This is a genomic window from Ferrovibrio sp. GW821-FHT12F09, from assembly GCF_058806775.1.
In genome coordinates this window covers 1,062,118-1,086,847 of the sequence record NZ_JBXAPZ010000001.1, presented here as the reverse complement: position 1 = coordinate 1,086,847, position 24,730 = coordinate 1,062,118, and the positions used below count along the sequence as shown (strand labels likewise).

At 65.5% G+C, this 24,730-nt stretch carries 18 protein-coding genes; 10 read left to right on the top strand and 8 right to left on the bottom strand.

The features are described from left to right. Positions 1–87: 87 nt before the first annotated feature. Entirely contained in the window at positions 88–1,002 is a 915-nt protein-coding gene (locus AC1ROB_RS05565) for a LysR family transcriptional regulator (RefSeq protein ID WP_492973300.1), read from the top strand. 153 nt (positions 1,003–1,155) lie between these two features. Here AC1ROB_RS05565 and AC1ROB_RS05560 read toward each other — a convergent pair whose 3' ends face one another. Then, a complete protein-coding gene (locus AC1ROB_RS05560; RefSeq protein ID WP_492973301.1) occupies positions 1,156–2,445 on the bottom strand; it encodes an NCS2 family permease in 1,290 nt (429 codons plus the stop codon). A gap of 346 nt (positions 2,446–2,791) precedes the next feature. Between AC1ROB_RS05560 and AC1ROB_RS05555 the strand changes: the two genes are divergently transcribed. Then, entirely contained in the window at positions 2,792–4,837 is a 2,046-nt protein-coding gene (locus AC1ROB_RS05555; RefSeq protein WP_492973302.1) for an elongation factor G, read from the top strand. Here AC1ROB_RS05555 and AC1ROB_RS05550 read toward each other — a convergent pair whose 3' ends face one another. From AC1ROB_RS05550 to atzF, 3 genes are all read right to left on the bottom strand, one after another. Beyond that, positions 4,838–5,386, bottom strand: coding sequence for a PAS domain-containing protein (locus tag AC1ROB_RS05550; protein WP_492973303.1), 549 nt, complete (start codon positions 5,384–5,386; stop codon positions 4,838–4,840). It abuts the gene before it with no gap. Between the two features lie 21 nt (positions 5,387–5,407). After that, a complete protein-coding gene (locus AC1ROB_RS05545; protein WP_492973304.1) occupies positions 5,408–6,016 on the bottom strand; it encodes a glutathione S-transferase family protein in 609 nt (202 codons plus the stop codon). Between the two features lie 394 nt (positions 6,017–6,410). Continuing rightward, on the bottom strand, positions 6,411–8,243 hold the full coding sequence (gene atzF, locus AC1ROB_RS05540; protein WP_492973305.1) for an allophanate hydrolase: 1,833 nt from the start codon (positions 8,241–8,243) through the stop codon (positions 6,411–6,413). A 303-nt stretch (positions 8,244–8,546) separates the two neighbouring features. On the opposite strand from atzF, the gene AC1ROB_RS05535 reads away from it, so the two are divergent. The 8 genes from AC1ROB_RS05535 to hpxZ are packed head-to-tail and all read left to right on the top strand — an operon-like array spanning position 8,547 to position 16,110. Beyond that, entirely contained in the window at positions 8,547–10,166 is a 1,620-nt protein-coding gene (locus AC1ROB_RS05535) for an ABC transporter substrate-binding protein (protein ID WP_492973306.1), read from the top strand. A gap of 38 nt (positions 10,167–10,204) precedes the next feature. Beyond that, complete coding sequence (locus AC1ROB_RS05530; RefSeq protein ID WP_492973307.1) at positions 10,205–11,218, top strand: ABC transporter permease; 1,014 nt, start codon at positions 10,205–10,207, stop codon at positions 11,216–11,218. Further along, the gene (locus AC1ROB_RS05525; RefSeq protein WP_492973308.1) at positions 11,215–12,060 is read left to right on the top strand and encodes an ABC transporter permease; all 846 of its coding nucleotides are present in this window, start codon (positions 11,215–11,217) and stop codon (positions 12,058–12,060) included. The genes AC1ROB_RS05530 and AC1ROB_RS05525 overlap by 4 nt, the downstream gene beginning before the upstream one ends. A 34-nt stretch (positions 12,061–12,094) precedes the next feature. Further along, on the top strand, positions 12,095–13,066 hold the full coding sequence (locus AC1ROB_RS05520; protein ID WP_492973309.1) for an ABC transporter ATP-binding protein: 972 nt from the start codon (positions 12,095–12,097) through the stop codon (positions 13,064–13,066). Beyond that, positions 13,063–14,139, top strand: a complete 1,077-nt coding sequence (locus AC1ROB_RS05515; protein WP_492973310.1) for an oligopeptide/dipeptide ABC transporter ATP-binding protein — start codon at positions 13,063–13,065, stop codon at positions 14,137–14,139. Before AC1ROB_RS05520 ends, AC1ROB_RS05515 begins: the two co-directional genes overlap by 4 nt. Then, a complete protein-coding gene (locus AC1ROB_RS05510; protein ID WP_492973311.1) occupies positions 14,136–14,324 on the top strand; it encodes a DUF4089 domain-containing protein in 189 nt (62 codons plus the stop codon). The genes AC1ROB_RS05515 and AC1ROB_RS05510 overlap by 4 nt, the downstream gene beginning before the upstream one ends. A 4-nt stretch (positions 14,325–14,328) precedes the next feature. Continuing rightward, on the top strand, positions 14,329–15,720 hold the full coding sequence (locus tag AC1ROB_RS05505) for an AtzE family amidohydrolase (RefSeq protein ID WP_492973312.1): 1,392 nt from the start codon (positions 14,329–14,331) through the stop codon (positions 15,718–15,720). A gap of 12 nt (positions 15,721–15,732) precedes the next feature. Further along, positions 15,733–16,110, top strand: coding sequence for an oxalurate catabolism protein HpxZ (gene hpxZ / locus AC1ROB_RS05500; RefSeq protein WP_492973313.1), 378 nt, complete (start codon positions 15,733–15,735; stop codon positions 16,108–16,110). A gap of 2 nt (positions 16,111–16,112) precedes the next feature. On the opposite strand, the gene AC1ROB_RS05495 is transcribed toward hpxZ, so the two are convergent. From AC1ROB_RS05495 to AC1ROB_RS05480, 4 genes are all read right to left on the bottom strand, one after another. After that, complete coding sequence (locus AC1ROB_RS05495; protein ID WP_492973314.1) at positions 16,113–16,997, bottom strand: transglutaminase family protein; 885 nt, start codon at positions 16,995–16,997, stop codon at positions 16,113–16,115. Then, complete coding sequence (locus AC1ROB_RS05490; protein ID WP_492973315.1) at positions 16,997–19,591, bottom strand: circularly permuted type 2 ATP-grasp protein; 2,595 nt, start codon at positions 19,589–19,591, stop codon at positions 16,997–16,999. Before AC1ROB_RS05490 ends, AC1ROB_RS05495 begins: the two co-directional genes overlap by 1 nt. Before the next feature lie 42 nt (positions 19,592–19,633). Further along, complete coding sequence (locus AC1ROB_RS05485; RefSeq protein WP_492973316.1) at positions 19,634–22,969, bottom strand: transglutaminase family protein; 3,336 nt, start codon at positions 22,967–22,969, stop codon at positions 19,634–19,636. Positions 22,970–23,116: 147 nt separating this feature from the next. Continuing rightward, a complete protein-coding gene (locus AC1ROB_RS05480) occupies positions 23,117–24,706 on the bottom strand; it encodes a gamma-glutamyltransferase family protein (protein WP_492973317.1) in 1,590 nt (529 codons plus the stop codon). Between the last annotated feature and the right edge of the window lie 24 nt (positions 24,707–24,730).

Below are 24,730 nucleotides of genomic sequence, written 5' to 3'. Positions count from 1 at the left end.
CCCGATAAGACTTATGAGAAGAACGCTGATGCCTGTAGCCGGCGAATCCGTTACTCTACGTTCCATATTTAGAACGATGAGCCAGCCATGCAGGACCTGAACGACCTGTTTTTCTATGCGGAAGTGGTGGCAAACGGCGGTTTCGCCCCGGCGGGCCGGGCCCTGCGGCAGCCCAAGTCAAAGCTGAGCCGACGGGTGGCCCAGCTGGAGGCCCGCCTGGGCGTGCGGCTGATCGAGCGTTCCAGCCGGCGTTTCCGCGTCACCGAGATCGGCCAGGCCTTCTACGAACGCTGCCGCGCCATCCTCAATGGCGTCGAGGAGGCGGAAGCCGTGATCGCCGAAACCAAGGCCGAGCCCCATGGCACCGTGCGGTTCAGCTGCCCGACCGGCCTGATGGAAGTGATCGCCGGCATCCTGCCCGGCTTCATGGCACGCTATCCGAAGGTGACCGTCCTGGTGCTGGCGACCAACCGCCGCGTCGACCTGATCAACGAACGCATCGATGTGGCGCTGCGCGTGCGCGAAAATCTCGACAGCGACGCGGCGCTGACCATGCGCACGCTCACCAAAAGCCGCCGCGTGCTGGTGGCCGGCCCGGCGCTGGCGCACCGGCTGGCCGAACTGAAAGACGTGAGCGACCTGGCCGGCGTGCCGACGCTGAGCATGAATGACGAAGGCGGCGAGGTGGTGTGGAACCTGGTCGGGCCCGGGGCCGAGACGCGCCAGATTCGCCACCAGCCGCTGCTCGGCTGCAACGATTTCACAGCCCTGCGCGAGACCGCGGCGGCAAATGTCGGCGTCACGCTGCTACCCGATCATGCCTGCTGGTCGCTGCTGCAGAGCGGCCGGCTGGTGCGGCTGTTTCCCGGCTGGCATGCGCGCGAGGGCACCATCCACCTGATCTTCACCACGCGGCGCGGCCTGCCGCCCGCGGTGCGCGCGCTGATCGACCATATGGCCGAGCATTTCAAAAAGCCGGACCTGTTTCCGGCGGTGGACTAGTTCGACTCGTCACCCCGGGCTTGACCCGGGGACCCATTTTTGCGGTCGATATAAAAATGGGATTCCCGCTTTCGCGGGAATGACGAAATAAGGGTATAAAAGAAAACGGGCGGCAGATCGCTCTGCCGCCCGTCTATATAGAGCGCTGGCGCTTTACGCGACCGCCAGCTTGATGACGAAGAGCACGGCCAGCACGGCCATGATCGGATGTACGTCCTTGAAGCGGCCCGCCAGCAGCTTGCAGACCACATAGGCGATGAAGCCCAGCGCGATGCCGGTGGCGATCGAGAAGGTCAGCGGCATGGCGATCATGGTGACAACGGCCGGCGCGTATTCGGTGACGTCCTCCCAGTCGACCCGGGTCATGGCGCTGGCCATCACGCAGGCGACGAACATCAGCGCCGGCGCCGTGGCAAACGGCGGGATACTGGTGGCCAGCGGCGAGAAGAAGATCGCCAGCAGGAACAGTACGGCGACAACCACGGCGGTGAGGCCGGTGCGACCGCCGGCGCGGATGCCGGACGCCGACTCGATATAGCTGGTGACCGTGGAGGTGCCAAGCGCGGCACCCACCATGGTGGCGAGCGAGTCAGTGATGAAGGCCGGGCCGATACGCTTCAGCTTGCCGTCCTTGTCCATCATGCCCGCCGCCGGCGCCACCGAAATCAGCGTGCCGGTATTGTCGAACAGGTCGACCATGAAGAAGGCGAAGACTATGGAGATCAGGCCCACCGACAGCGCGCCCATGATGTCCATCTGCAGGAAGGTCGGAGCCAGGCTCGGCGGCTTGGACACCACGCCGTTGAACGGCGCGAGGCCCGAAACGATGCCAATCACAGTGATCGCCAGGATGGCGATCATGATGGCGCCCGGCACCTTGCGGTAATCCAGCGCGACAATCAGCACGAAACCGAGGCAGGCGAGCAGCACGCCCGGCGTGCCCATCTTGCCCAGCGTCACCAGCGTGACGGCGTGATCGACCACGATGCCGGCACCCTTCAGCGCAATGATGGCGAGGAACAGGCCGATGCCGGCGCCGATGGCCATCTTCTGCGACATCGGAATCGCATTCACGATCTTTTCGCGAATGGGCAGCACCGAGATGATCAGGAAGATGACGCCGGAGAGGAAGACCGCGCCAAGGCCGACCTGCCAGGTATGGCCCATGCCGAGCACGACGCCATAGGAGAAGTAGGCATTGAGGCCCATGCCCGGCGCCAGTGCGACCGGATACTTGGCCCAGAGGCCCATCATGGCGCTGGCAAAGGCGGCACCCAGGCAGGTGGCGGCGAAGGCCGCGTCGCGATCTACGCCCGCATCCGCCATGATCATCGGGTTGACGAAAATGATGTAGGCCATGGTGAGGAAGGTGGTGAGGCCGGCGAGCAGCTCGACTTTCACCGAAGTGCCGTTCTCTGCCAGCTTGAAATAGCGCTCCAGCATGGAATCCCCCTGGTTTGCCCCGGCCGCCGCACACCCCCCGGTATACCCAGCCGCCGAGTCGCTTTCGACTTTAGTATGACCAAGCCCCCCTAAAGATGCACGCGATTTCAAGGTGCTAGGCTAAGCAACCGGGGCGTGGCGGTGCAGGAGCGATCTTGTGCGCCGCAAGCGTCGCCGCGGCCACCGCAAAAGATTTCCAAAGAATCCGCTACCCGCCCGCGCGGCCCTGTGGAATCCTGTGGGCAGGGTTAAACGCTGTTCCGTCTTTCCAGGCCGGCAGCTCAGAACCGGTCTCTCATTGCCACCAGGCTTGCAGCGTTTCACGCCGCAACAGAGGAGACCGCCCATGCCCACTCGCTCTCAATCCCCGAAGGCCAGCACGCCCAGGGTCTGCGCCATTGTCGGGCCCTATACGTCCGGCAAGACCACCCTGATGGAATCCCTGCTGTTCATCGCCGGCGCGATCCCGCGCAAGGGCAGCGTCGCCTATGGCAGCAGCGTGGGCGATGCCGCACCCGAAGCGCGCAGCCGGCAGATGACCATCGAGCCGAACCTGGCGCGCTGCAGCTTCCTGGACGATCCCTGGGTTTTCCTCGACTGCCCCGGTTCGGTGGAACTGGCGCAGGAGGCGATGAGCGCCCTGATGGTGGCCGATATCGCCGTGGTGGTGGTGGAGCCCGAACCGGCGCGCGCCGTGACGCTGGCACCTTTGCTGAAATTCCTCGACGAGCGCCGCATTCCGCATGTGCTGTTCGTCAACAAGCTGGACAAGACCAACATGCGCATGGCCGATCTGCTGGCCGCGCTGCAGCAGGTCTCGGCCCGACCGCTGGTGCTGCGCGAAGTGCCGATCCGCGAGAACGATACGATCACCGGCTATGTCGACCTGGTATCGGAGCGCGCCTATCACTACCGCGAGAACCAGTCGTCCGACCTGATCGAGATGCCCGACAGCGTGCGCCCGCGCGAAAGCGAGGCGCGCCAGATGCTGCTGGAAACCATCGCCGATTTCGACGACAGGCTGCTGGAGCAGTTGCTGGAAGACCGCGTGCCGGCCTCGCAGGAGATCTATGCGCAGCTGGCCAAGGACATGGCCGCCGACCTGATCGTGCCGGTGTTCTTCGGTTCGGCCGAGCGCGGCAATGGCGTGCTGCGGCTGTGGAAGGCGCTGCGCCATGAAACGCCGCTGCATGTGGAAACCGCAGCCCGGCTGGGACAGAGCGCGGCGGGCGACGGCTTCAGCGCCACCGTGTTCAAGACGCTGCATCAGCCGCATACCGGCAAGCTGAGCCTGGCCCGCATATGGTCCGGCCAGGTGGCCGAGAATGCGCAACTGGGCGGCAAGCGGCTGGGCGGCCTCTACCGCATGATGGGCAACCATGTCGACAAGGCGGCCAGCGCCGGCCCCGGCGATGTGGTGGGACTGGCGCGACTGGACGACATCGCCACCGGCCAGCATCTGGATGCCGAGGGCCATGGCCATGCCGATGCCAGCTGGCCGCAGGCGGCCCCGCCGGTGCATGTGCTGGCGCTGCATACCACCGACCGCAAGGACGACGTCAAGCTGAGCGCCGGCCTGGCCAAGCTGCATGATGAGGATCCGACCCTGACCATCGAACAGAGCGCCGGCCAGGTGCTGCTGAAAGGCCAGGGCGAGATTCACCTCAAGCTCGGCATCGACAAGCTGCAGCAACGCTTCAATGTCAGCGTGCGCACCAGCGTGCCGATGACCGCCTACAAGGAGACGATCCGCCACGGCACCTATGAACATGCGCGGTTCAAACGGCAGTCCGGCGGCCATGGCCAGTTTGCCGATATCAAGATCGAAATCGCACCGCAGCCGCGCGGCGCCGGTTACAGCTTCGTCAACCGCGTGGTCGGCGGCGCGATTCCGAAGAACTACATCCCCGCCGTGGACGACGGCATCCAGGAAACCCTGCAGCGCGGCCCGCTCGGCTTCCCGGTGGTCGATGTCAAAGTGACGCTGACTGACGGGCAGCATCATGCCGTCGATTCATCGGACCAGGCCTTCCGCACCTGCGGCGGCATCGCCATGAGCGAAGGCCTGAGCAAATGCGCGCCGATGCTGCTGGAGCCGATCCAGGCCGTTACCTTCACGGTGCCGACCGAATACACCGCCAAGGTGCATGCCATCGTTTCGTCGCGGCGCGGCCATATCCTGGGAATCAGCGCCTGCGAGGGCTGGCCAGGCTGGGACCGCATCGACTGCCATCTGCCGGAAGCCGAGATGCAGGACCTGGCCATCGAACTGCGGTCGGCGACCCTGGGCGTCGGCACCTTCTCGGCGCAGTTCGATCATCTGCAGGAACTGGCCGGCAAGCTGGCCGACCGTGTGGTGGAAGACCGGCGCCGCATGCTGGCGGCGGCCTGATCAGGCGTCGTCGGCGATGACCGCGGTGATGCCGGGCACAAAGCTTTCGGCATAGGTATAGGTCGGCGCGTCGCCCAGGCCGTTATCGGTCTCGAAGACCTGGGCGGCGACGAACATGTCGACAGTGACGCCATCGGCGGCCAGCGGACAGGTGAGCCGGCGGGTCAGGCCGACGCGGCCGGCCGGCGCGCGATAGTGCGTTTCGGAATAGACCGGCAAATGCGTCGCCACCGCCTGCCGATACAGGTCGTTGACGTAATCGACGTAGTTGGCATTGGGATTCAGTTCGTCGATGTAATGGCCGCTGAGATCGAGGCCCGCATGTTCGGCCAGCTTGGTGCCGACCAGGCGGAAGCGGAACCGCGTGGCGTTATGCGTGGCGTCGACCAGCGCCATGTAAGGCAGCAATTCCGGTCCCAGGTCGAGCGGGTCGATATTGACGCGACCGGGCATCAGTCCCGGCGCCGGACGCTGGGCACGCCAGTGGTTCAGCAGACGCGCGAGGCGGCGATCGATCAGCCAGGGCCGGTCGGCCGCCACCTCGGTCATCGGATCAGCCCGGCCCAATCTTCACGCGGGCACCGTGGCTTTGAAGGACGGCCGCGCAAACATGCGGTCGGCAAAGGCCGCCGTGTTGGGATAGGTCTTGCGCCAGCCCATGTCAGTGTAGCGGAAGTCCATATAGCCCAGCGCGCAGGCCAGGCTGACAGTGCCGATATCGACGCGGTCGCCCAGACCGGGCGCCAGCGCCTCGATCTCGGTCAGGGCGCCAACCACCTTTTTCATCTGGCCTTCGGACCAGGCGCTCCAGCGCTTGTCTTCGGGACGCAGGAAGCCTTCGTAGCGCAACAGCAGGGCGGCATCGAGCAGGCCGTCGCCCAGCGCCTGCTCACGCAGCGCCACCCAGCGCGCCTTGCCGGCGGCGGGGAAGAACTTCGGCTTGTCATGCAGGCCGTCGAGATATTCGCAGATCACCCGGCTGTCGAAGAGATGCAGGCCGTCATCGGTGACCAGCGTGGGCACCTTGGCGATCGGATTGGCCTTGGCCACGTCGGGATTCTGGTCGATCGGGGTGGTCGGGCTGGTCAGGCGTTCGATCTTCGCGTCCAGGCCGGTTTCCAGCGCAAGCACGGTGACTTTGCGCACGTAAGGCGAGGTTGGCGAAAAATAGAGCTTCATCGGTTATTCCCTCCGGTTACTGAGGAGCGAAGCCTAACCGCGGCCGGTCTGCAGCGCCATGCGGACAATAATGACAAATACCGATGCCGGCAGATGTGACCGATGCCGGTAAAAAAAGCGCCGGCTTGCGGAGACCGCAGCCGGCGTTAAGTGTCCGTCTCGCCACCCGGCTCGATCAGAGATCGGAAACCGGGGTACTCTCGCAGCCCGATGCGCCTCGGCACCGGATGCTGATCCCTGTAAAGCAGATTTCGTGCCAGCGGCTTTCGCCCGCTTTGGGGCGTTTCAGACCGGTATCAGCCGGAGAATTGCCCAACAGGCGGGCGGCGCGTTGCGCCACTGCCCAGCCGCGAGGCAGCCGGCGTGTCGGCCGTGTCCGGAGAATCAGGCGCGGTCAGGCGGCAACGGCGCGACGATAGACCCGCCAGTCGCCATAGGAGGAGATGTCTTCGGCATCGCCGACCGCGACAGCCTCGCAGAGGAAACCCTTTACGCTGCTGCCATCCTCCAGCGTCACCGTGCCAATGCCGAGCGGGCCGGGAATCGCCGCCGTGAAGGCGCCGAAAGCGGCCAGCGGCAGCGACCACAGCTCGCCGCAGATGGAAACGCCTGCACTGCTGCCGATGCGCACCAGGCCCGGCCGCGCCGTGCCCTTTTCCTTCAGGCGATAGAGACGGTAATCCGCCGCGGTGCGGCATTCGCCGACCAGATGGCCGCCCAGGCCCAGCAGCTGCGGATTGAGCGGCTCGCCGGTCATATGCGCCCCGAAGACGGCGACGGTGACGGCGGGATAGCTCGGCATCGGAGCCGCCACCGCCGCCGACTGCGGCACGCCGGTGGCGCCGAGCGCCACGCCGCTGAGCTGGTGGAAGGCATGGCCGAGCGCGGCCAGCTGCGCCTCCTGGAAACGCGGCGCGATCAGGGTGATGCCGGCCGGCAGGCCGTTGGGCTGGAAGCCGTTGGGCACCGCCAATGCTGCAAGATCGAAGTAGTTCACGAAGTTGGTGTAGACGCCGAGATTGCTGTTCAGCGTCACCGGATCGGCTTCGAGTTCGGCGACCGTGTAGATGGTGCCGCTGGTCGGCACCACCATGCAGTCGATGCCGGTCCAGACCGGCGCCGTCTGCTGCTTCAGTTCGGCCAGGCGATAGAACAGGCGGTGCACCTCGGTGCCGGTGGCCTGCAGGCCCTTCTCGATGATGCCGCGGGTCACCGGATGCATGTCGGCGGCGTGGCTGGCCATGAAGGTGTCGGTGGCCGCGGTGCGTTCGGCGGTGCCAGCCGGCTGGTAGAGGAAACCGGCGGCTTCAGCAAAGGGGGTATAGTCTACCTCGATCGGGGTACCGCCCATCACCTGCAGACGCGCGATCGCTGCATCGAACAGACGCTCGGCCGCCGCATTGCCAAAGAACTTGCGCTGGTCCTTGCGCGGCAGGCCGAAGCGGAAGCTCTGCGGTTTCGCCGGCGTGACGCTGCGCCAGCCGGGCGGTGCCGCGCGACTGTAGCCGTCAGCCGCATCGAAACCGGCCGCCACCTCCTGCACCGCCATGGCGTCGGGCACCGTGAGGGCGAAGATCGAAAGGCAGTCGAGTGAACGGCAGGCTGGCACCATGCCGCTGCTGCTCAGCAGGCCGATGCTCGGCTTGAGGCCGACGATGTTGTTGAAGCCGGCCGGCACACGACCCGAGCCGGCTGTGTCGGTGCCGAACGAGAAGCTGACGAGACCGGCGCTGACCGCCACCGCCGAACCGGAGCTGGAACCGCCGGGGATATAGTCGGCATCGAAGGGATTGCGCGCCACGCCATAGGGACTGCGCACGCCGACCAGGCCGGTGGCGAACTGGTCGAGATTGGTCTTGCCGATCAGGATCGCGCCGGCATCGAGCAGACGCTGCACGGCGAAGGCGGTCTTCTCCGGCGTATAGGCGAAGGCCGGACAGGCCGCCGTGGTGGGCAGGCCGGCCACATCGATATTGTCTTTCACCGCAAAGGGCACGCCCCAGAGCGGCTGCGCTGGCGAGGGCCCGCTTTTCTCAAGCTGTGCGGCGCGCGCCAGTGCGCTCTCGCGTGGATTGAGTGCGATCCAGACGCCGTCATCGCCGCGCGCCGCGATGGCGTCATAGATGGCAGCGATCACGGCGGCAGGGCTCGCTTTGCCGCCGGCATAGGTCTCGCGCAGGGCGGTCAGGCTCAGCGATCCGGTCGGGATAATGTCAACGGCAGGCATGCGCGGCATCCTTCAGAGCGGAATTTCCCTGTCATGTATGCAATCCCCATACCGACGGTAAACTACGATAAATCCATAGCTTTTCAAATAACCTCTGTTGCAGAAATAGTCATTATCGACATGCATTTGTCTATATTTTAATCATTGTATTCAATCTGCTGAAATCTGGCCTTGCATGCCGGTGACGGGATTCCCCAAGCCCGATCAGACGATTACCCGGCGAACCCGTCCGCAGGCGGCGCATGGCACGCGCGTTGCAATTCAGACCACAACAAATCGTATGCAAGCAACGGGGGCCCTGCCATGCAACGCCGCGTATTCCTTTTCGCATCATCCGCCATTGTTGCTGCCGGCCTGATCGCCGCGGCGGCCCTGCCAGCCCAGGCGCAGACGCGCCAGGAAACCCTGCTGGTGCTGGTCGAAGCCGGTATGAACAATCTCGACATCCATGGCGTCGGCACCAGCGGCCGCTCCTATGTCGCCGCCTGGAACATGTACGACCGCCTGGTCACCTTCGGCCGCAAGACCCTGCCTGATGGCACGCTGTCCTACGACTACAGCAAGATCGAACCGGAGCTGGCCGAGAGCTATACGGTGGCGCCCGATGGCACGTCGGTGACCTTCAAGCTCCGCCAGAACGCGACCTTCCACGATGGCGCGAAGGTGACGGCGAAGGACGTGAAATGGTCCTACGACCGCGCGGTGAGCGTCGGCGGCTTCCCCACCTTCCAGATGGCGGCCGGTTCGCTCACCAAGCCCGAGCAGTTCGTCGTCGTCGACGATTACACCTTCCGCGTCGACCTGCCGAAAAAGGACAAGCTGTCGCTGCCCGATATGGCCGTGGTTGTGCCCGCCATCTACAACTCCGAACTCGCCAAGAAAAATGCCACGGAGAAGGATCCGTGGGCGATGGACTGGATGAAGACCAACGACGCCGGCAGCGGCGCCTACAAGCTGGAAAAGTGGACACCCGGCCAGGAAATCAGCTTCACCCGTTTTGACGACTGGAAGAGCGGCCCGCTGCCCAAGATGAAGCGCGTGATCATCCGCGACGTGCCCTCGGCCGGCAACCGCCGGGCCTTGATGGAACGCGGCGATGCCGATATCTCGCTCGACATGCCGCAGAAGGACTCCTCGGAAATCTTCGCCGAGAAGGGCTCGGGCAAATATATCGTGGTCGGCGTGCCGGTAGAGAATTCGCTGAAATACATCGGCATGATCACGACGGCGAAGCCCTTCGACAATGTGAAGGTGCGCCAGGCCGTGGCTTATGCCGTGCCCTTCGAGCAGATTGCCAAATCCGCCATCTACGGCCGCGGCAACATGATGTATGGCGCCACCGGTACGGTGCCGAAGGATGCCAGCTGGCCGCAGCCCTTCCCCTATAATATCGACCTGGCCAAGGCCAAGGCGCTGCTGACCGAAGCCGGCTATCCGGACGGCTTCGAGACAACCATCTCGTTTGATCTCGGCGATGCGACGGCGGACGAGCCGACCGCCGTGCTGCTGCAGGAAAGCCTGGCCAAGATCGGCATCAAGGCCAGCATCGAGAAGATTCCGAGCGCCAACTTCCGCAACGCCATGCTGCAGAAGAACCGCCCGATCCATATCGCCAGCTTCGGCGGCTGGCTGAACTTCCCCGACTACTACTTCTACTGGGGCTATCACGGCCAGAATGCGGTGTTCAACACCATGGCCTACCAGAACAAGGCGATGGACGCGCTGATCGACGCCGCGCGCTTCGAAAGCGACCCGGCCAAGTACAAGGAGCAGGTCACCGGCTTCATCAAGATGTCGATGGAGGAAGTGCCGCGCATTCCGCTGTACCAGCAGATGCTCGATGTCGGCATGCAGAAGAACATCAAGGGCTATACCTACTGGTTCCATCGCCAGCTGGATTTCCGCCAGTTTGAGAAGCTGTAAGCGCCGGGGAAGACGGCAGGTAGAGCAGGAAGGCGACGATGCTGCGGCTGATCGGCAAGCGACTGGTGGGGGCGTTGCCCAGCGTGATCGGCGTGCTCATCGTCACCTTCCTGCTGACCCGCGCCCTGCCCGGCGATCCGGCCGTGTTCTTCGCCGGACCGGCAGCCACACCGCAGGCCATCGAAGAGGTGCGCAAGAGCCTCGGCCTCGACAAGACTTTACCTGAGCAGTTCGTCGTCTACCTGAAGGATCTCGGCCGCGGTAATCTGGGCAACTCGATCGCCACCGGCCAGCCGGTGCTGACCGAAATCCGCACCCGCCTGCCTGCCTCGCTCGAACTCACGCTCTACGGCCTGCTGGTCTCGGTGCTGATCGCCGTACCGCTCGGTGTGCTGGCTGCCACCAGGCCTGGCTCATGGATCGATCACCTGTGCCGCGTCGTCACCACGGCCGGCGTGTCTCTGCCCGCTTTCTTCACCGGACTTCTCCTGGTCTATGTGCTGTATTACCTGCTGGGCTGGGCGCCGGCGCCGCTCGGCCGGCTCGACATCTTCTTCTCGGCGCCGCCCAACATCACCGGTTTCTACACCATCGACGCGCTGCTGGCCGGCGAGGGCGAGACCTTCCGCGCCGCGGTGGCGCAACTGCTGCTACCGGTGACGGCGCTGGCGATCTTCACGCTGGCGCCGCTGGCGCGCATGACCCGCGCCGCCATGCTGGAGGTGCTGGGCAGCGACTTCATCCGCACGGCACGGGCCTCAGGCCTGCCGAAAGCCAAGATCGTCTACGGCTATGCCTTCCGCAATGCCATGCTGCCGGTGGTGACCACGCTGGGCATGGTGTTCTCCTTCCTGCTCGGCGCCAATGTGCTGGTCGAGAAGGTGTTCTCCTGGCCCGGCATCGGCACCTTCGCCATCGAGGCGCTGGTGGCATCCGACTATGCGCCGATCCAGGGCTTCGTACTGACCATGGCGCTGCTCTATGTGGCGCTCAACCTGGCCATCGACATTCTCTATATCGTGATCGATCCGCGCGTGGGTTTTGAGGCATGAACGCGACGCTGAAGCATATCCGCTACGTGCTGACCGAGAATCCGGTCACGCTGTTTGCCTTCTCGCTGTTCGCCTTCATCCTGATCTGCGCCATCCTCGGGCCGTATCTGGCGCCCTATAATCCGCTCACCACCAATGCGGCCATGGCGCTGAAGCCGCCCTCGGCGGCGCACTGGTTCGGCACGGATTCACTCGGCCGCGACATCTTCAGCCGCGTGCTGGTCGCAACGCGGCTTGATCTCGGCATCGCTTTCGCCTCCGTGATCCTCACCTTCGCGATTGGCGCCCTGGCCGGCATCGCGGCCGGTTTCTTCGGCGGCTGGGTCGACCGCGTGGTCGGCCGTCTGGCCGATACCATCATGGCCTTCCCGCTCTTCGTGCTGGCCATGGGCATTGTCGCGGCGCTGGGCAACAGCGTGGGCAACATCGTGCTGGCTACCGCCATTATCAACACGCCGCTTTACGCGCGCGTCGCCCGCGCCGAGGCCAATATCCGGCGCAATGCCGGCTTCGTGGAGGCCGCACGGCTGTCGGGCAACGGCGAGGGCCGCATCCTGCTGCTGCAGATCCTGCCCAACATCCTGCCGATCCTGATGGTGCAGTGCTCGCTCACCATGGGCTACGCCATCCTCAATGCAGCGGGCCTCTCGTTCATCGGTCTTGGCATTTCGCCGCCGACGCCGGAATGGGGTATCCTGGTGGCCGAAGGCGCCGCCTTCATGATCTCGGGCGAATGGTGGGTGGCGCTGTTCCCCGGCCTGGCGCTGATGACGGCGGTCTTTTGCTTCAACCTGCTGGGCGACGGCCTGCGTGACATTGTCGACCCCCGGAGGCGCACATGAGTGCGCCGACCAGACATACAGTGGGGCGCAGAACATGAGCGCTGTCCCCGTCCTCGCCGTCGATAACCTGAGCGTCGAGTTCCGCACCCGCGGCGGCATTGTCAAGGCGCTGGAGCAGGTCAGCTTCAGCATCAACAAAGGCGAAATGGTCGCCATCGTCGGTGAATCCGGCTCGGGCAAATCGGTCACCGCCTTCACCGTCATGGGCATTCTGGATGCTGCCGGCCGCGTCAGCAGCGGCACGGCCAGCTTCGGCGGCCTCGATCTGCTGCAGGCCAAGGAAAGCGCGCTGCGCGACATCCGCGGCCGCGAGATGTCGATGATCTTCCAGAATCCGCGCGTGGCGCTGAATCCGATCCGCCGCGTCGGCGACCAGATCGCCGATGTGCTGCTGCAGCATGGCAATGTCACCCGCCGCGAGGCGCCGCAGCGCGCCATCGACATGCTCGCGCGCGTGCGCATCCCCGATCCGCAGCGCCGCGCCAAGGCCTATCCCTTCGAACTCTCAGGCGGCATGTGCCAGCGCATCATGATCGCCATTGCGCTCTCCTGCTCGCCCAAGCTGCTGATCGCCGACGAACCGACCACTGGCCTGGATGTGACCACCCAGGCGGCGATCATGGACCTGATCGCCGAACTGGGCGCCGAGCAGGGCATGTCGACACTGCTCATCACCCACGATCTCGGCATGGCGGCGGAATACTGCGACCAGATCGTGGTGATGCATGCCGGTCATATCGTCGAGGCGGCGCCGACGGCGACGCTGTTCGCCCATCCGCGCCATCCCTATACCGCCAAGCTGATCGCCGCCACGCCGCGTCCGACCGTCAGCCTGGCTGACCTGGTCGCCATTCCGGGCAATCTGCCCGACCTGCGCGCCGCACAGATTCCCACCTGCCGCTACAGCCTGCGCTGCGAACGGCGACAGGACCGCTGTGAACAGGCCCTGCCGCGCGTGCTGGGCAACGAAAGGGGCAGCACTGTCGCCTGCTGGAATCCGCTATGAGCGATCTGTTCAACAAACCGTTGCTCGATGCCCGGGCGCTGTACAAGCATTTTCCCGTCGGCAAGAAGCCCGGCCTGTTCGAGCGTGCGCGTGGGGCGGCAAAGCCGCCGGCGATGCTCCATGCCGTGGATGATGTCACCTTCACCATCGGCAAGGGCGAGACGCTCGGCCTGGTCGGCGAGAGCGGCTGCGGCAAGTCGACGCTCGTGCGCCTGCTGACCCGCCTGCTCGACCTCACCGATGGCAGCATCCAGTTGGATGGTGAAGAGATCGGCCATCTGCCCGCCAAGGGCTTTGGCAAGAGCCCCTACCGCCCGCGCATCCAGATGGTGTTCCAGGATGCCGGCGACAGCCTCAATCCGCGCTTCACGGCTTTTGCCGCCATCGCAGATCCGATCCAGCGCCTGAAGCCGTTGAACCGCGCCGCGCTGAAAACCCGGGTGGAAGACCTGGCCGCCATGTGCGGCCTGCCGCTGGAACTGCTCGGCCGCTTTCCGCACCAACTGTCGGGCGGCCAGAAGGCGCGCGTCGGCATCGCACGCGCCATCGCGGTGGAACCGGACCTGCTGATCCTGGACGAACCGACGGCGGCGCTCGACGTCTCGGTGCAGGTGGTGATCCTGCAACTGCTGGAAGACCTGAAGCAGCGGCTGGGCATGAGCTATCTGTTCGTCAGCCACGATCTCAATGTCGTGCGCCTGCTCTGCGACCGCGTCATGGTGATGTATCTGGGCAAGATCGTAGAGACCGGCCCGGCCGAGCAGGTATTCCGCAACCCGGCACATCCCTATACCAAGGCGCTGCTCTCGGCGATTCCGCATTTCGACCAAGTGAAGGGCAGCGGCGGACCGGCCGCACCGCGCCTGCGCATTGCCGGCGAGCCGCGCAGCCCGATCGACCCCTCACCCAAGGTCTGCCGCTTTTACGGGCGCTGCCCCGGCGGCCAGGAGTCCTGCGCAGAGAGCATGCCGCTGCTGCAGGCGGTGGGACGCGGACATTCGGTTGCCTGTCACTTTCCGGTGGCCGATACTATGGCGGTCGTCGACGACCCGTTGATTGAGGATGTTGCATGAGCAAGGACGCGTTCAATCCCGAAGCCTATATGGCGGCTGCCGCCGACGCGCTCGGGATAGAGATAGAAGACGCCTGGAAACCCGGTGTGATCGACAATCTGGTCCGCTCGCGCGCCATCGCCCAGGCTTTCCTGGGCCAGCCGCTGCCCGACGACACCGAACCGGCCCCCGTCTTCAAAGCGTAAAACCATGAGCATCGACTGGCAGAGCAAGGCCCATGACATCGCCGCGGCCGTGCAGGGCGGCAAGCTTTCGGCCACCGAGGCGCTGCGCGTGTCGCTGGCGCGCATCGAGGCCACCAATCCGGCCCTGAACGCCTTCACGGCCGTCACCTCCGAACGGGCGCGCGCGAAAGCTGCCGCCATCGACCAGGCGCGCGACGAAGGCAAACCACTCGGGCCGCTCGCCGGCGTTCCCTTCGCGGTCAAAAACCTGTTCGACGTGACCGGTCTGGCCACCCTGGCCGGCTCGAAGATCAACCGCGATCATCCGACCGCGAAAGCCGATGCAACGCTGATCCAGCGGCTGGAAGCCGCCGGCGCCATCCTGGTCGGCGCGCTGAATATGGGCGAATACGCCTATGACTTCACCGGCGAGAATGTGCATTACGGCCCCTCGCGCAACCCGCATGACCCCAGCTGCATGTCGGGCGGTTCGTCCGGCGGCTCAGGCACCGCTGTCGCCTCGGGCATGGTGCCGCTGGCGCTTGGTTCGGACACCAATGGCTCGATCCGCGTGCCCTCCTCGCTCTGCGGCCTGTTCGGCCTCAAGCCGACCTTCGGACGCCTGAGCCGCTATGGCAGCTTCCCCTTCGTGGCCGATCTGGATCATCTGGGTCCGATGACGCGCTCGGTCGTCGACCTGGCACTGTCTTACGACGCCATGCAGGGACCGGACAGCCATGACGCCTGGTGTGCCCAGCGGCTGAGCGAACCGGTCAGCGCGAAACTGGATGCCGGCATCGACGGCCTGCGCATCGCCATTGCCGATGGTTATTTCGCCGACCAGGGCGATGCCGAAGTGCAGGAAGCCGTCGCCGCCTTCGCCAGGGAGCTGAAAGCCGAAGCGCGCGTCACCATCCCCGAAGCCGGGCGTGGCCGGGCGGCGGCCTATGTGATCACCGCCACCGAAGGCGCCAACCTGCATCGCGAACGGCTGAAGACCCGGGCCAACGACTTCGATCCCGCCGTGCGCGACCGTTTCCTCGCCGGCCTGATGCTGCCCAGCGACTGGCTGGTGCAGGCGCATCGCTTCCGCCGCTATTACCAGACCCGCGTGCTGGAGGTCTTCAAGGATGTCGACATCATCCTGGCGCCGGCAACGCCGCGCGTGGCCCCCAAGCTGGGCCAGGTGATGATGACGCTGAATGGCGTGGAGATGCCGGTGCGCGCCAATCTCGGCCTGTTCACCCAACCGATCTCCGCAATCGGTCTGCCAGTCGTGGCGGCGCCTTACGCGGATCGCAAGGGGAAGCTGCCGATCGGCGTGCAGATCATCGCTGCCCCCTGGAAAGAAGAGCTGGCCCTGCGCGTCGCGCGCCGGCTGGAGCAGAGCGGCATTGCCGCCTCGTTGGCTGTTTAAACAGAGGACCGCATGGACATCAATCTCCCCGACGTCGTTGCCGAAATGACCGCTGCCTTCATGCGCTATGAAAAGGCGCTGACCACCAACGACGTGGATGTGCTGGACGAACTGTTCCACAACAGCCCGCTGACCCTGCGCTACGGCGTCACGGAGAACCTGCACAGCTATGACGAGATCAAGGCCTTCCGCGCCGGGCGGCCTTCGGTCGGGCTGGAGCGCGATATCTTCAACACGCGCATCACCACCTATGGCCGCGACTTCGCCACGGCGAACACCGAGTTCAAGCGGAAGAATTCAACCAAGACCGGGCGGCAAAGCCAGACCTGGATCCGCACGGCCGAGGGCTGGCGGGTGGTCTCGGCCCATGTGAGCCTGCTACAGGAATAGGATTACTGCAGCGGCAGAAGCTCGACGGCGACGCCGATGCGATGCGGCCCGCCACCCAGCACCACGCCACGCACCGGGCTGATATCGCCGTAATCCCGCCCTATAGCGGCGATCACATGCTCGTCCGAGCAGATCAGGTTGTTGGTCGGATCGACATCGATCCAGCCATGCTCCGGCCCGCACCAGACGCTGACCCAGGCATGACTGGCATCGGCGCCCCGTAACCCGGTGCCCGGATCGTCGCCGGCGCGAACCGTGCGGATATAGCCCGAGACATAGCGCGCGGCCAGGCCAAGGCCGCGCAACATAGCGATCTGCAGATGGGCGAAATCCTGGCAGACACCCGCGCGCTTCTGCATCACGGTTGCCACCGGTGTGAAGATGTCGGTGGCGGCGGGATCGTAGCGGAAATCCTTGAAGATGCGCTCGGTCAGCTCGCGCACGGCGGCCAGCACCGGACGGCCCGGCGGAAAACTGGCTGTGGCATAGGCGATGATGGCATCGTCGGGTTCTGCCATCGGCGAGTCCTGGACGAATTCGCTCTCCGTCACCGGTTCGGGGAAGCCGTCGCCGGACAGCGCATCGCGCAGGGATTCCCAGGCCGGCGTGGCGGCCGCATCCGGCGGCTGCACCGGATCGACCTCGATCTCGGCGCGCAGCTCCACATCGAAACGTGTGTGCGATTCCGCGATCGCGAGATAAGCGATGCGGTTGCCAAAATGATCATGCTGTTCGCGCAATATGCCGGAATCGGGATTGGTGCTGACGCGGCAGCTTTTCACCCGCTGGCGCGGCAGATCGGGCAGCGCCAGATGCAGCATGTGATGCGAAATATCGACCGCCCAGGAGTAGCTGTAAGAGGTGGTATGGCGCAGACGGTATTTCATCAGGAGCCGAACCCGAAGCTGCGCGCCACCTGGACATGGCTGAAATAGGTCCGCGAGAGCTGGTCGGAAATATCCATCAGCGCATCGCAGGCCGCATCTAGGCTGCCGCGTAGGCGCGACGCCAGATGGATCATCTCTTCGCGCGGAATGTCGTCGCGGTCGAACAATGCCACCAGATCGGTGAACGGCCGCGCCAGCGCCATGCAGTCGGCGCCGCGCGGCGGCGCGTCCGGATTGGGCAGGGCATCCAGATGCTGGGCCATGGCATGGAGCTGGAAGGCCAGGGCATGGGGATTGCTGGCATCAAGCAGCAACAGATCGAAGACGGCGGCCGGCTGCAGGGCGGCGCGATAGCGGCGGCGGTAGGTGAGCGTGGAATCGCTTACTTCCAGCGCGATCCGGAAGGCGCTGTCGTTGCTGTTGCCCAGCACGGTGGTGGCGGCCGAGACGCTACGGGCGATGAAGATGGCGCGCTCCAGACGGCGGCCGAAATCGAGGAAGCGCCAGCCCGAACCGCGTGTCATGTGTTCCGACAGCATGCCGGCGATAGCTGCGGTGGCGCGGATCATCTGGTCGCAGAATTGCAGCATGGCATCGGCGTCACCGGTAGCCGCCGCCCGGCTCTGCCGCAGCTCGCCCAGCAGATGGTTGAACATGCGCCACATATCGGCCGAGAAGCGATGTCGCGCCACAGCCGCCAGCCGCTCGATGGCATCCAGGGTCTGGCCGAGCAGATGGCCCGAGGTGCAGGCCCGCGTGATCGTGGTGGTGAATAACGCAGAATCGGGCGGCGCAGCGGCCGCCTTCTGGTCAACGATGCCGCAGCGGACGAGCGCGCGGGCCAGCACCGCCATCTCCACCAGATCGCGGGCCGAGGAGAATTCACCGACCAGGCGCGACAGCACCGCGCGCAGCAGGCGAGCGCCATCATCCAGACGCTCGACACTGCGGCCGAGCCAGAACAGATCGTCGGCAACGCGGCTCTGCAGCGTGCCCGACGAGCGGCGCAGCGTCAGACGCTGGCGTGTGGCCGTGCCGCGGATGATGGTGGGCGCTTCGTCCTTCGCCACCACCCAGACATCCTTGTTGACGCCGCCGCGCTGCAGGGTGGCACCGAAGGGATCGTTGTTCTGCGGCACCCGCGCCAGGCCGCCGGGCATCACCACATAGCCGTCGCCATCGGCGACCACCTGCACGCGCAGCAGGATCGGCTGCGGCTCCAGGCCATGCTCGCCCAGACCCGGTGAGACCGACGGCACGATACGCTCCTGCGCCACGTAATCGGCTGGCCGTGCCTTCACCTGCGCCAGCAGGCTGGCCTTCTCGGCTTCCGAAAGGCTCGCCACCGACACAGGCTGGTCCTGCAGGCCATAGGCGCCGCGGATCACCAGTGTGTCGAAGCGTTCTTCCACTTCTTTCAGGGCATAGGACTGGCCGCACCACCAGGTAGCGACCGACGGCATGGTCAGCTCCTGGCCGAGCATCTGCTGCGCCAGACCGGGCAGGAAAGCCTGCAGCGCCGGCGCGCCGACCAGACCGCTGCCGATGGCGTTGCAGACCGCAATCTGGTTGTTGCGCGCCGCCTGCAGCAGGCCGACGGCGCCCAGCGTGGAATCGGCGCGCAGCTCCAGCGGATCGCACCATTCGCCATCGAGCCGGCGCACGATCACATCCACCTGCTCCAGACCGGCCAGCGTCTTCATGAAGATGCGGCCGTCGCGCATGGTGAGGTCGGCGCCTTCCACCAGCGTCGCGCCCAGTTCGCGCGCGATGTAGATATGTTCGAAATAGGCTTCGTTATACGGGCCGGGTGTCAGCAGCACGATGCGTGGGTTGTCGGCACGGCTCGGCGAGCGCGCCGTCAGATCGGCCTGCCAGTATTCGAAATAGGTGTTGAGCGCGCGCACACGGCACTGGCGCAATGCGCCGCCCAGCAGACGCGACATCACGCGGCGGTTTTGCAAGGCGTAACCCGCACCGGCCGGCGCCTGCGTACGGTCGGCGATCACGCGCCACAGGCCATCGGGCCCACGCACCAGTTCGGCCGCGTAATGCTGCAGCATGCGACCCTGCGGCCGGCCATCGGCGTTGCGCGCGGCGCGCAGGAAATCGCGATGCCCGTAGACCAGCGCCGGCGGAATGCGGTGATCGCGCAACAGCGTCATCGGCCCATAGAGATCGCGCAGCACGGCATCCATCAGCTGCGCGCGCTGGATCAGGCCGGCCTCGATGCCGGCCCATTCCTCGGCCGAGAGCAGCACCGGCACCGGATCGAGCCGCCACGGGCGCTGTTCCGGCAGAGGCGGCGCGATGGCGCCGCCGGTGCTGTCGGGCAACTCGTAGAGATTATAGGTGACGCCCTCATCTTCCAGATACTGGCGGCCGCGTTCAGCACGCTCGGCCAGACCGGCGGCACCCAGCTCACTCAAGGTCGCCAGCAGGGGCTGCCAATGGGCACGGATGATGCCCTGGCCGGTGACCATCTCGTCATAGGCGTTGGCCAGATCCGGCGGCAGCGCGGCCGGAGGCGCAACTCGGCCAGCCGGTGAACGGGCGGCCGATGGACGGTCCTGAGCCTGCAGAGGCGAATTCATCACGGCATCGGCATTCGATGGGGTCGAATCGGGCGCCGAATGTTACCCCGTTCGCAGGTCGAGGGTAAGCGGCTGTTCGCGCGAGGGATGCGCGGCCGGGGCCGGCATGCGGCCCGGCGTATGCCCCATGCTGAAAAAGCGGGCACGGCGGCGCGCTTCAGCCTCATTGGCGTTAACCGGGAAGGTATCGTAGTTGCGTCCGCCCGGATGCGACACGTGGTAGGTGCACCCGCCAAGCGAGCGGCTGTTCCAGCCGTCGAACAGATCGAAGACCAGCGGGGTGTGCACGGGGATCGTGGGATGCAGGGCGCTGGGCGGCCCCCAGGCCTTGTAGCGGATGCCGGCAACATATTCGCCGGGCACGCCGGTGGCGCGCAGCGGTACCGCCTGGCCGTTGCAGGACAGCACATGGCGCTCATCGACAAGACCCTTCACCTTTACCTGCAGGCGTTCGACCGAACTGTCGACATAGCGGGCCGTGCCGCCGGCCGCCGCCTCTTCACCCAGCACATGCCAGGGCTCGAGGGCGTGGCGCAGCTCCACCTCCAGGCCACGGGCGGCAAAGCCGCCGATGCTGGGGAAGCGGAATTCACCATGGGCGGCGAACCAGGCCGGATCGAAATCGAAGCCGTGCTGGCCGAGGTCTTCCAGCACATCGTGGAAATCCTGCAGACAGAAATGCGGCAGCAGGAATTCGTCATGCAGGCGCGTGCCCCAGCGCACCGGCTTGCGCGTATAGGGCGCCTCCCAGAAGGCGGCGAGCAGGCCACGCAGCAACAGCTGCTGCGCCAGACTCATGCGCACATCGGGTGGCATCTCGAAGGCACGCAGCTCGACCAGACCCAGCCGGCCGGTGGGACCATCGGGCGAATAGAGCTTGTCGATGCAGAATTCGGTGCGGTGGGTGTTGCCGGTGATATCGACCAGCACGTTGCGGAAAATGCGGTCGACCAGCCAGGCTGGCGGGTTCTCGCCATGCTTGGCCACCTGGTCGAAGGCGATCTGCAGGTTGACCAGCGCATCGTCGCGGCCCTCGTCGGCGCGCGGATGCTGCGAGGTCGGCCCGATGAACTGGCCGGAGAAGAGATAGGAGAGCGAGGGGTGGTTCTGCCAGTAGCCGACCACGCTGCGCAACAGATCGGGACGGCGCAGGAAGGCGCTGTCGGGCGGAGTCGCCGCGCCCATCACCACGTGATTGCCACCGCCGGTGCCGATATGGCGGCCATCGAGCATGAACTTCTCGGTGCCGAGCCGGGTCTGGCGTGCTTCTTCGTACAGCACCGTCGTTTTCTCGGCCAGCTCGCGCCAGCCGGCAGAGGGATGAATGTTCACTTCGATCACACCGGGGTCGGGCGTGACACTGAAATTCATCAGCCGCGCATCGCGGGGCGGCAGATAGCCTTCGATCACCACCTTTTGCCCGAGGGTAGCGGCCGTATCTTCGATCGCCGTGACCAGATCGAGATAATCCTCCGCCAGTTCCAGCGGCGGCATGAATACATGCAGCAGGCCATTGCGCGGCTCGATGCACATGGCGGTGCGCACCACCTGCGAGTCGGACTGCTGATTGGCCGGCAGCGGCTTCTGCTCGCGCGGCGCGGTCGTGTAATCGCGGCCCTTGGCCCAGGCCTGCATGCGGTCTGTGACCGTGCGGCTGGCCTGGCGCATCAGCGCATGCGGCGGCAGCGGCGGCTGCTCCGTCATGGTGTCGGGCACATGCTGGTAGGGATAGTCCTTCGCCGCCACCCAGGGCAGGGAATCCAGCGGCAGGCGCAGGCCCATCGGTGAATCGCCCGGCAGCAGATACATGGTCTGCGGCCGGAAGAACCACGGGCCCGAACGCCAGCGCTTGGCGCCATTCGCAGTCGGCTCGCGGGTCAGCGGCAGCGCGTAGCCCACGGTCTTGTCGAGACCCTGTTCGAAAATCCGCGCCAGCCGCGCGCGCTCCAGCGGATCTTTCAGATGCGACTGGAAGGGATCGACATTCACCGGCAGGCGCCGTTCGCGCCACAGGTAATACCAGAGGTCCTCGAAGCCGGGGATGCGATAGCCGGGATCGACCTGCAGCCGTTCCGCCAGCGTCGCTGTGAAGATATCGGCCTGCTGCGGCGTGGCGCCGGCACTGGCGTCATCATCGGCCGCAAGCAGATCGCGCTCGCGCCAGACCGGTTCGCCATCCTTGCGCCAGTGACAGCTCAACGCCCAGCGCGGCAACTGTTCGCCCGGATACCATTTGCCCTGGCCGTAATGCAGCAGCGGCGCAACGGCGAAGCGGTCGGCCAGACGGCGCAGCAGCTTGCCGGCGTAATGGCGCTTGGTGGGTCCCAGCGCCGCCGTATTCCACTCCTCGCCTTCCATGTCGTCGATGGAGACGAAGGTCGGCTCGCCGCCCATAGTCAGCCGCATGTCGCCGGCATTGAGCTGCTTGTCGACGGCATCGCCCAAGACCAGCATCTTCTCCCAGGCCTCGTCGGAGATCGGCTTGGTGACGCGCGGCGTTTCAAGAAAGCGTGTCACCTTCATCTCGTGGCCGAACTCGACCTCGGCCTTTTCCAACGCGCCGCTGATCGGCGCCGCCGATTGCGGTTCGGGCGTGGCGGCCAGCGGGATATGGCCCTCGCCCGCCATCAGGCCCGATGTCGGATCGAAGCCGATCCAGCCGGCGCCCGGCAGATAGACTTCCACCCAGGCATGCAGATCGGTGAAATCGGCAGTCGGACCGGACGGCCCATCGAGCGCCTTCACATCCGCGACCAACTGGATCAGGTAGCCCGAGACGAAGCGCGCGGCGAAACCGAGATGCCGCAGCGCCTGCACCAGCAGCCAGGAGGTATCGCGACAGGAGCCACTCTGCAGTTGCAGCGTCTGTTCGGCGGTCTGCACGCCGGGCTCCATGCGGATGAGATACTTGATCTCGTCCGCCAGGCGCTGGTTCAGGCCGACCAGGAAATCGATGGTGCGCTTTTTCTCGCGCGGCACCTTGGCCAGCCAGGCGCTCAGGTGGCGGCCCGGCGGGTCGACGCGCTGGAACGGCGCAAGGTCTTCCTTCAGCGCGGGGTCATAGTCGAAGGGAAACTCTTCCGCCTGCGGCTCGAGGAAGAAATCGAAGGGATTGATCACCGCCATATCGGCGACCAGATCGACCGTCACCTCGAAATGGTCGGTGCGTTCGGGGAAAACCAGACGGGCCAGGTAATTGCCCTGCGGGTCCTGCTGCCAGTTGATGAAATGGTCCTTGGGGGAAACGGTCAGCGAATAGGACAGGATCGGGGTGCGGCAATGAGGCGCCGGACGCAGGCGGATCACCTGCGGCCCCAGACTGATTACCTTGTCGTAGCGGTAGGTTGTACGGTGATGAAGGGCAACCTGGATACTCATACCGGCACGCTCATGACTGGCTTTCCCCCGGGGTGTCTGGCCAGACGATGCAATCGGTATGCCGACCGGCTGTCCAGTAGAAAACGCCAGAAGCTGACGGGAGTTGCCCCTCTCGGCAAACTAGGGGCGGTTTTTTAGGCAGCCGGCCTAGAAGCCGGCAGCCGCACCGTCGCTGCGCGGATCGGTGGCGCCTTCCAGCACGCCGTCCGCATGCCGAACAATGGCGCCGGCATGGCCCATGGTGCCGGTGAAGGCGTCCAGGATTTCCACATTATGACCGGCCGATTTCAGGGCCGCGACCAGCGCCGGCTCGAACCGGTTTTCCAGCTTCAGCGTCACGCTGTTCTCGCCCCAGGTCTTGCCCAGAAGCCAGCGCGGCGCGGTGATCGCAGCCTGTATGCCCTGTCCGTACATGGCATATCTGCTGTAGACCGCCGCCTGGGTCTGCGGCTGGCCCTCGCCGCCCATGGTGCCATAGACCATCGTGCGGCCATCCTCGAACCGTGCCATGGCCGGGTTGAGCGTGTGGAACGGCATACGGCCAGGCGCAAGCCGGCGCGGGCCCTCACCCTCCAGCAGGAAGCTGGAGCCGCGGTTCTGCCAGTTGATGCCGGTTTCATCGAGTACGCAGCCGGAGCCGAATTCGAAATAGATCGACTGGATGAAGCTGACAGCCACGCCGTTGCCGTCGATGGCGCCCATCCAGGTGGTGTCGCCGCCAGAGGCCGGCTGCGGCCAGGCGAGCGCGTGCTGGCGGTCGATCTTGGCAGCCAGCATATCGAGCAGCGCCGGTTCGAGATACTTCTCGGGTGCTTCCGGCATGCTGTCGGGATCGCCGACGATGCGGTCGCGGATTAGGAAGGCCTGCTTGGTCGCCTCGACCAGCCCGTGCAGGTAGTCGAAGCCTTCGGCCTCGCGCACACCCAGACGCTCGAACAGCGCCAGGATCATCAGCGACGACAAGCCTTGCGTCGGCGGCGGGAAGTTGAACAGCCTTGCCGCCTTGAGCGCGACGCTGAGCGGTGGACGGCGGCGGGCCTGATGCCGGGCCAGATCGTCAGCACTGACCGGGCTCCCGACTTTCGCCAGATCGGCAGCGATCGTTTTCGCCAGCGCGCCGCGATAGAAATCTTCCGTGCCAACCGCACCGATCTGTTTCAGGGTCGCGCCGAGGGCCGGCAGCTTCATCAGGCTGCGTTCGGCCGGCGGCTTGCCACCGGGCAAGAAGCGCGCGGCAAAGCCCGGCTGGTCCTGCAATTCAGGCTGCTTCTGCTTTGTCAGGTCATACTGGCTCTGGGTGACGGCGAAACCGTGCTCCGCATGCCAGACCGCATCTGCCACCAGACGCGACAGCGGCAGCTTGCCGCCCAGTTCGGCGCTCAGCTTCAGCGCCTCGCCCCAGCCGCTCACCGTGGCGGCCACTGTGTTGGCCGCCAGCGGCCCACGCCAGGGAATGCTGCTCAGGCCCTTGCTTTTGTATAGTTCCGGCGTAGCAGCCGCAGCGGCACGGCCGCAGGCTTCGACCGCGACCGGGCCTTTACCGGGCGCCGCAATCAGCCAGAAGCCGTCGCCGCCGATGCCGGTCATATGCGGATAGACCACGGTGAGCGCCGCTGCCATCGCCACGGTGGCCTCGATGGCATTGCCGCCCTCGCGCAGGACGGCAAGCCCGGCCTCGGCGGCCAGATGATGCGGCGCGGTGACCATGCCCCGGCGGGCGCGCGGTGTGTTCAGCATTGGGGAAACCTCAGGGAAGTCTTT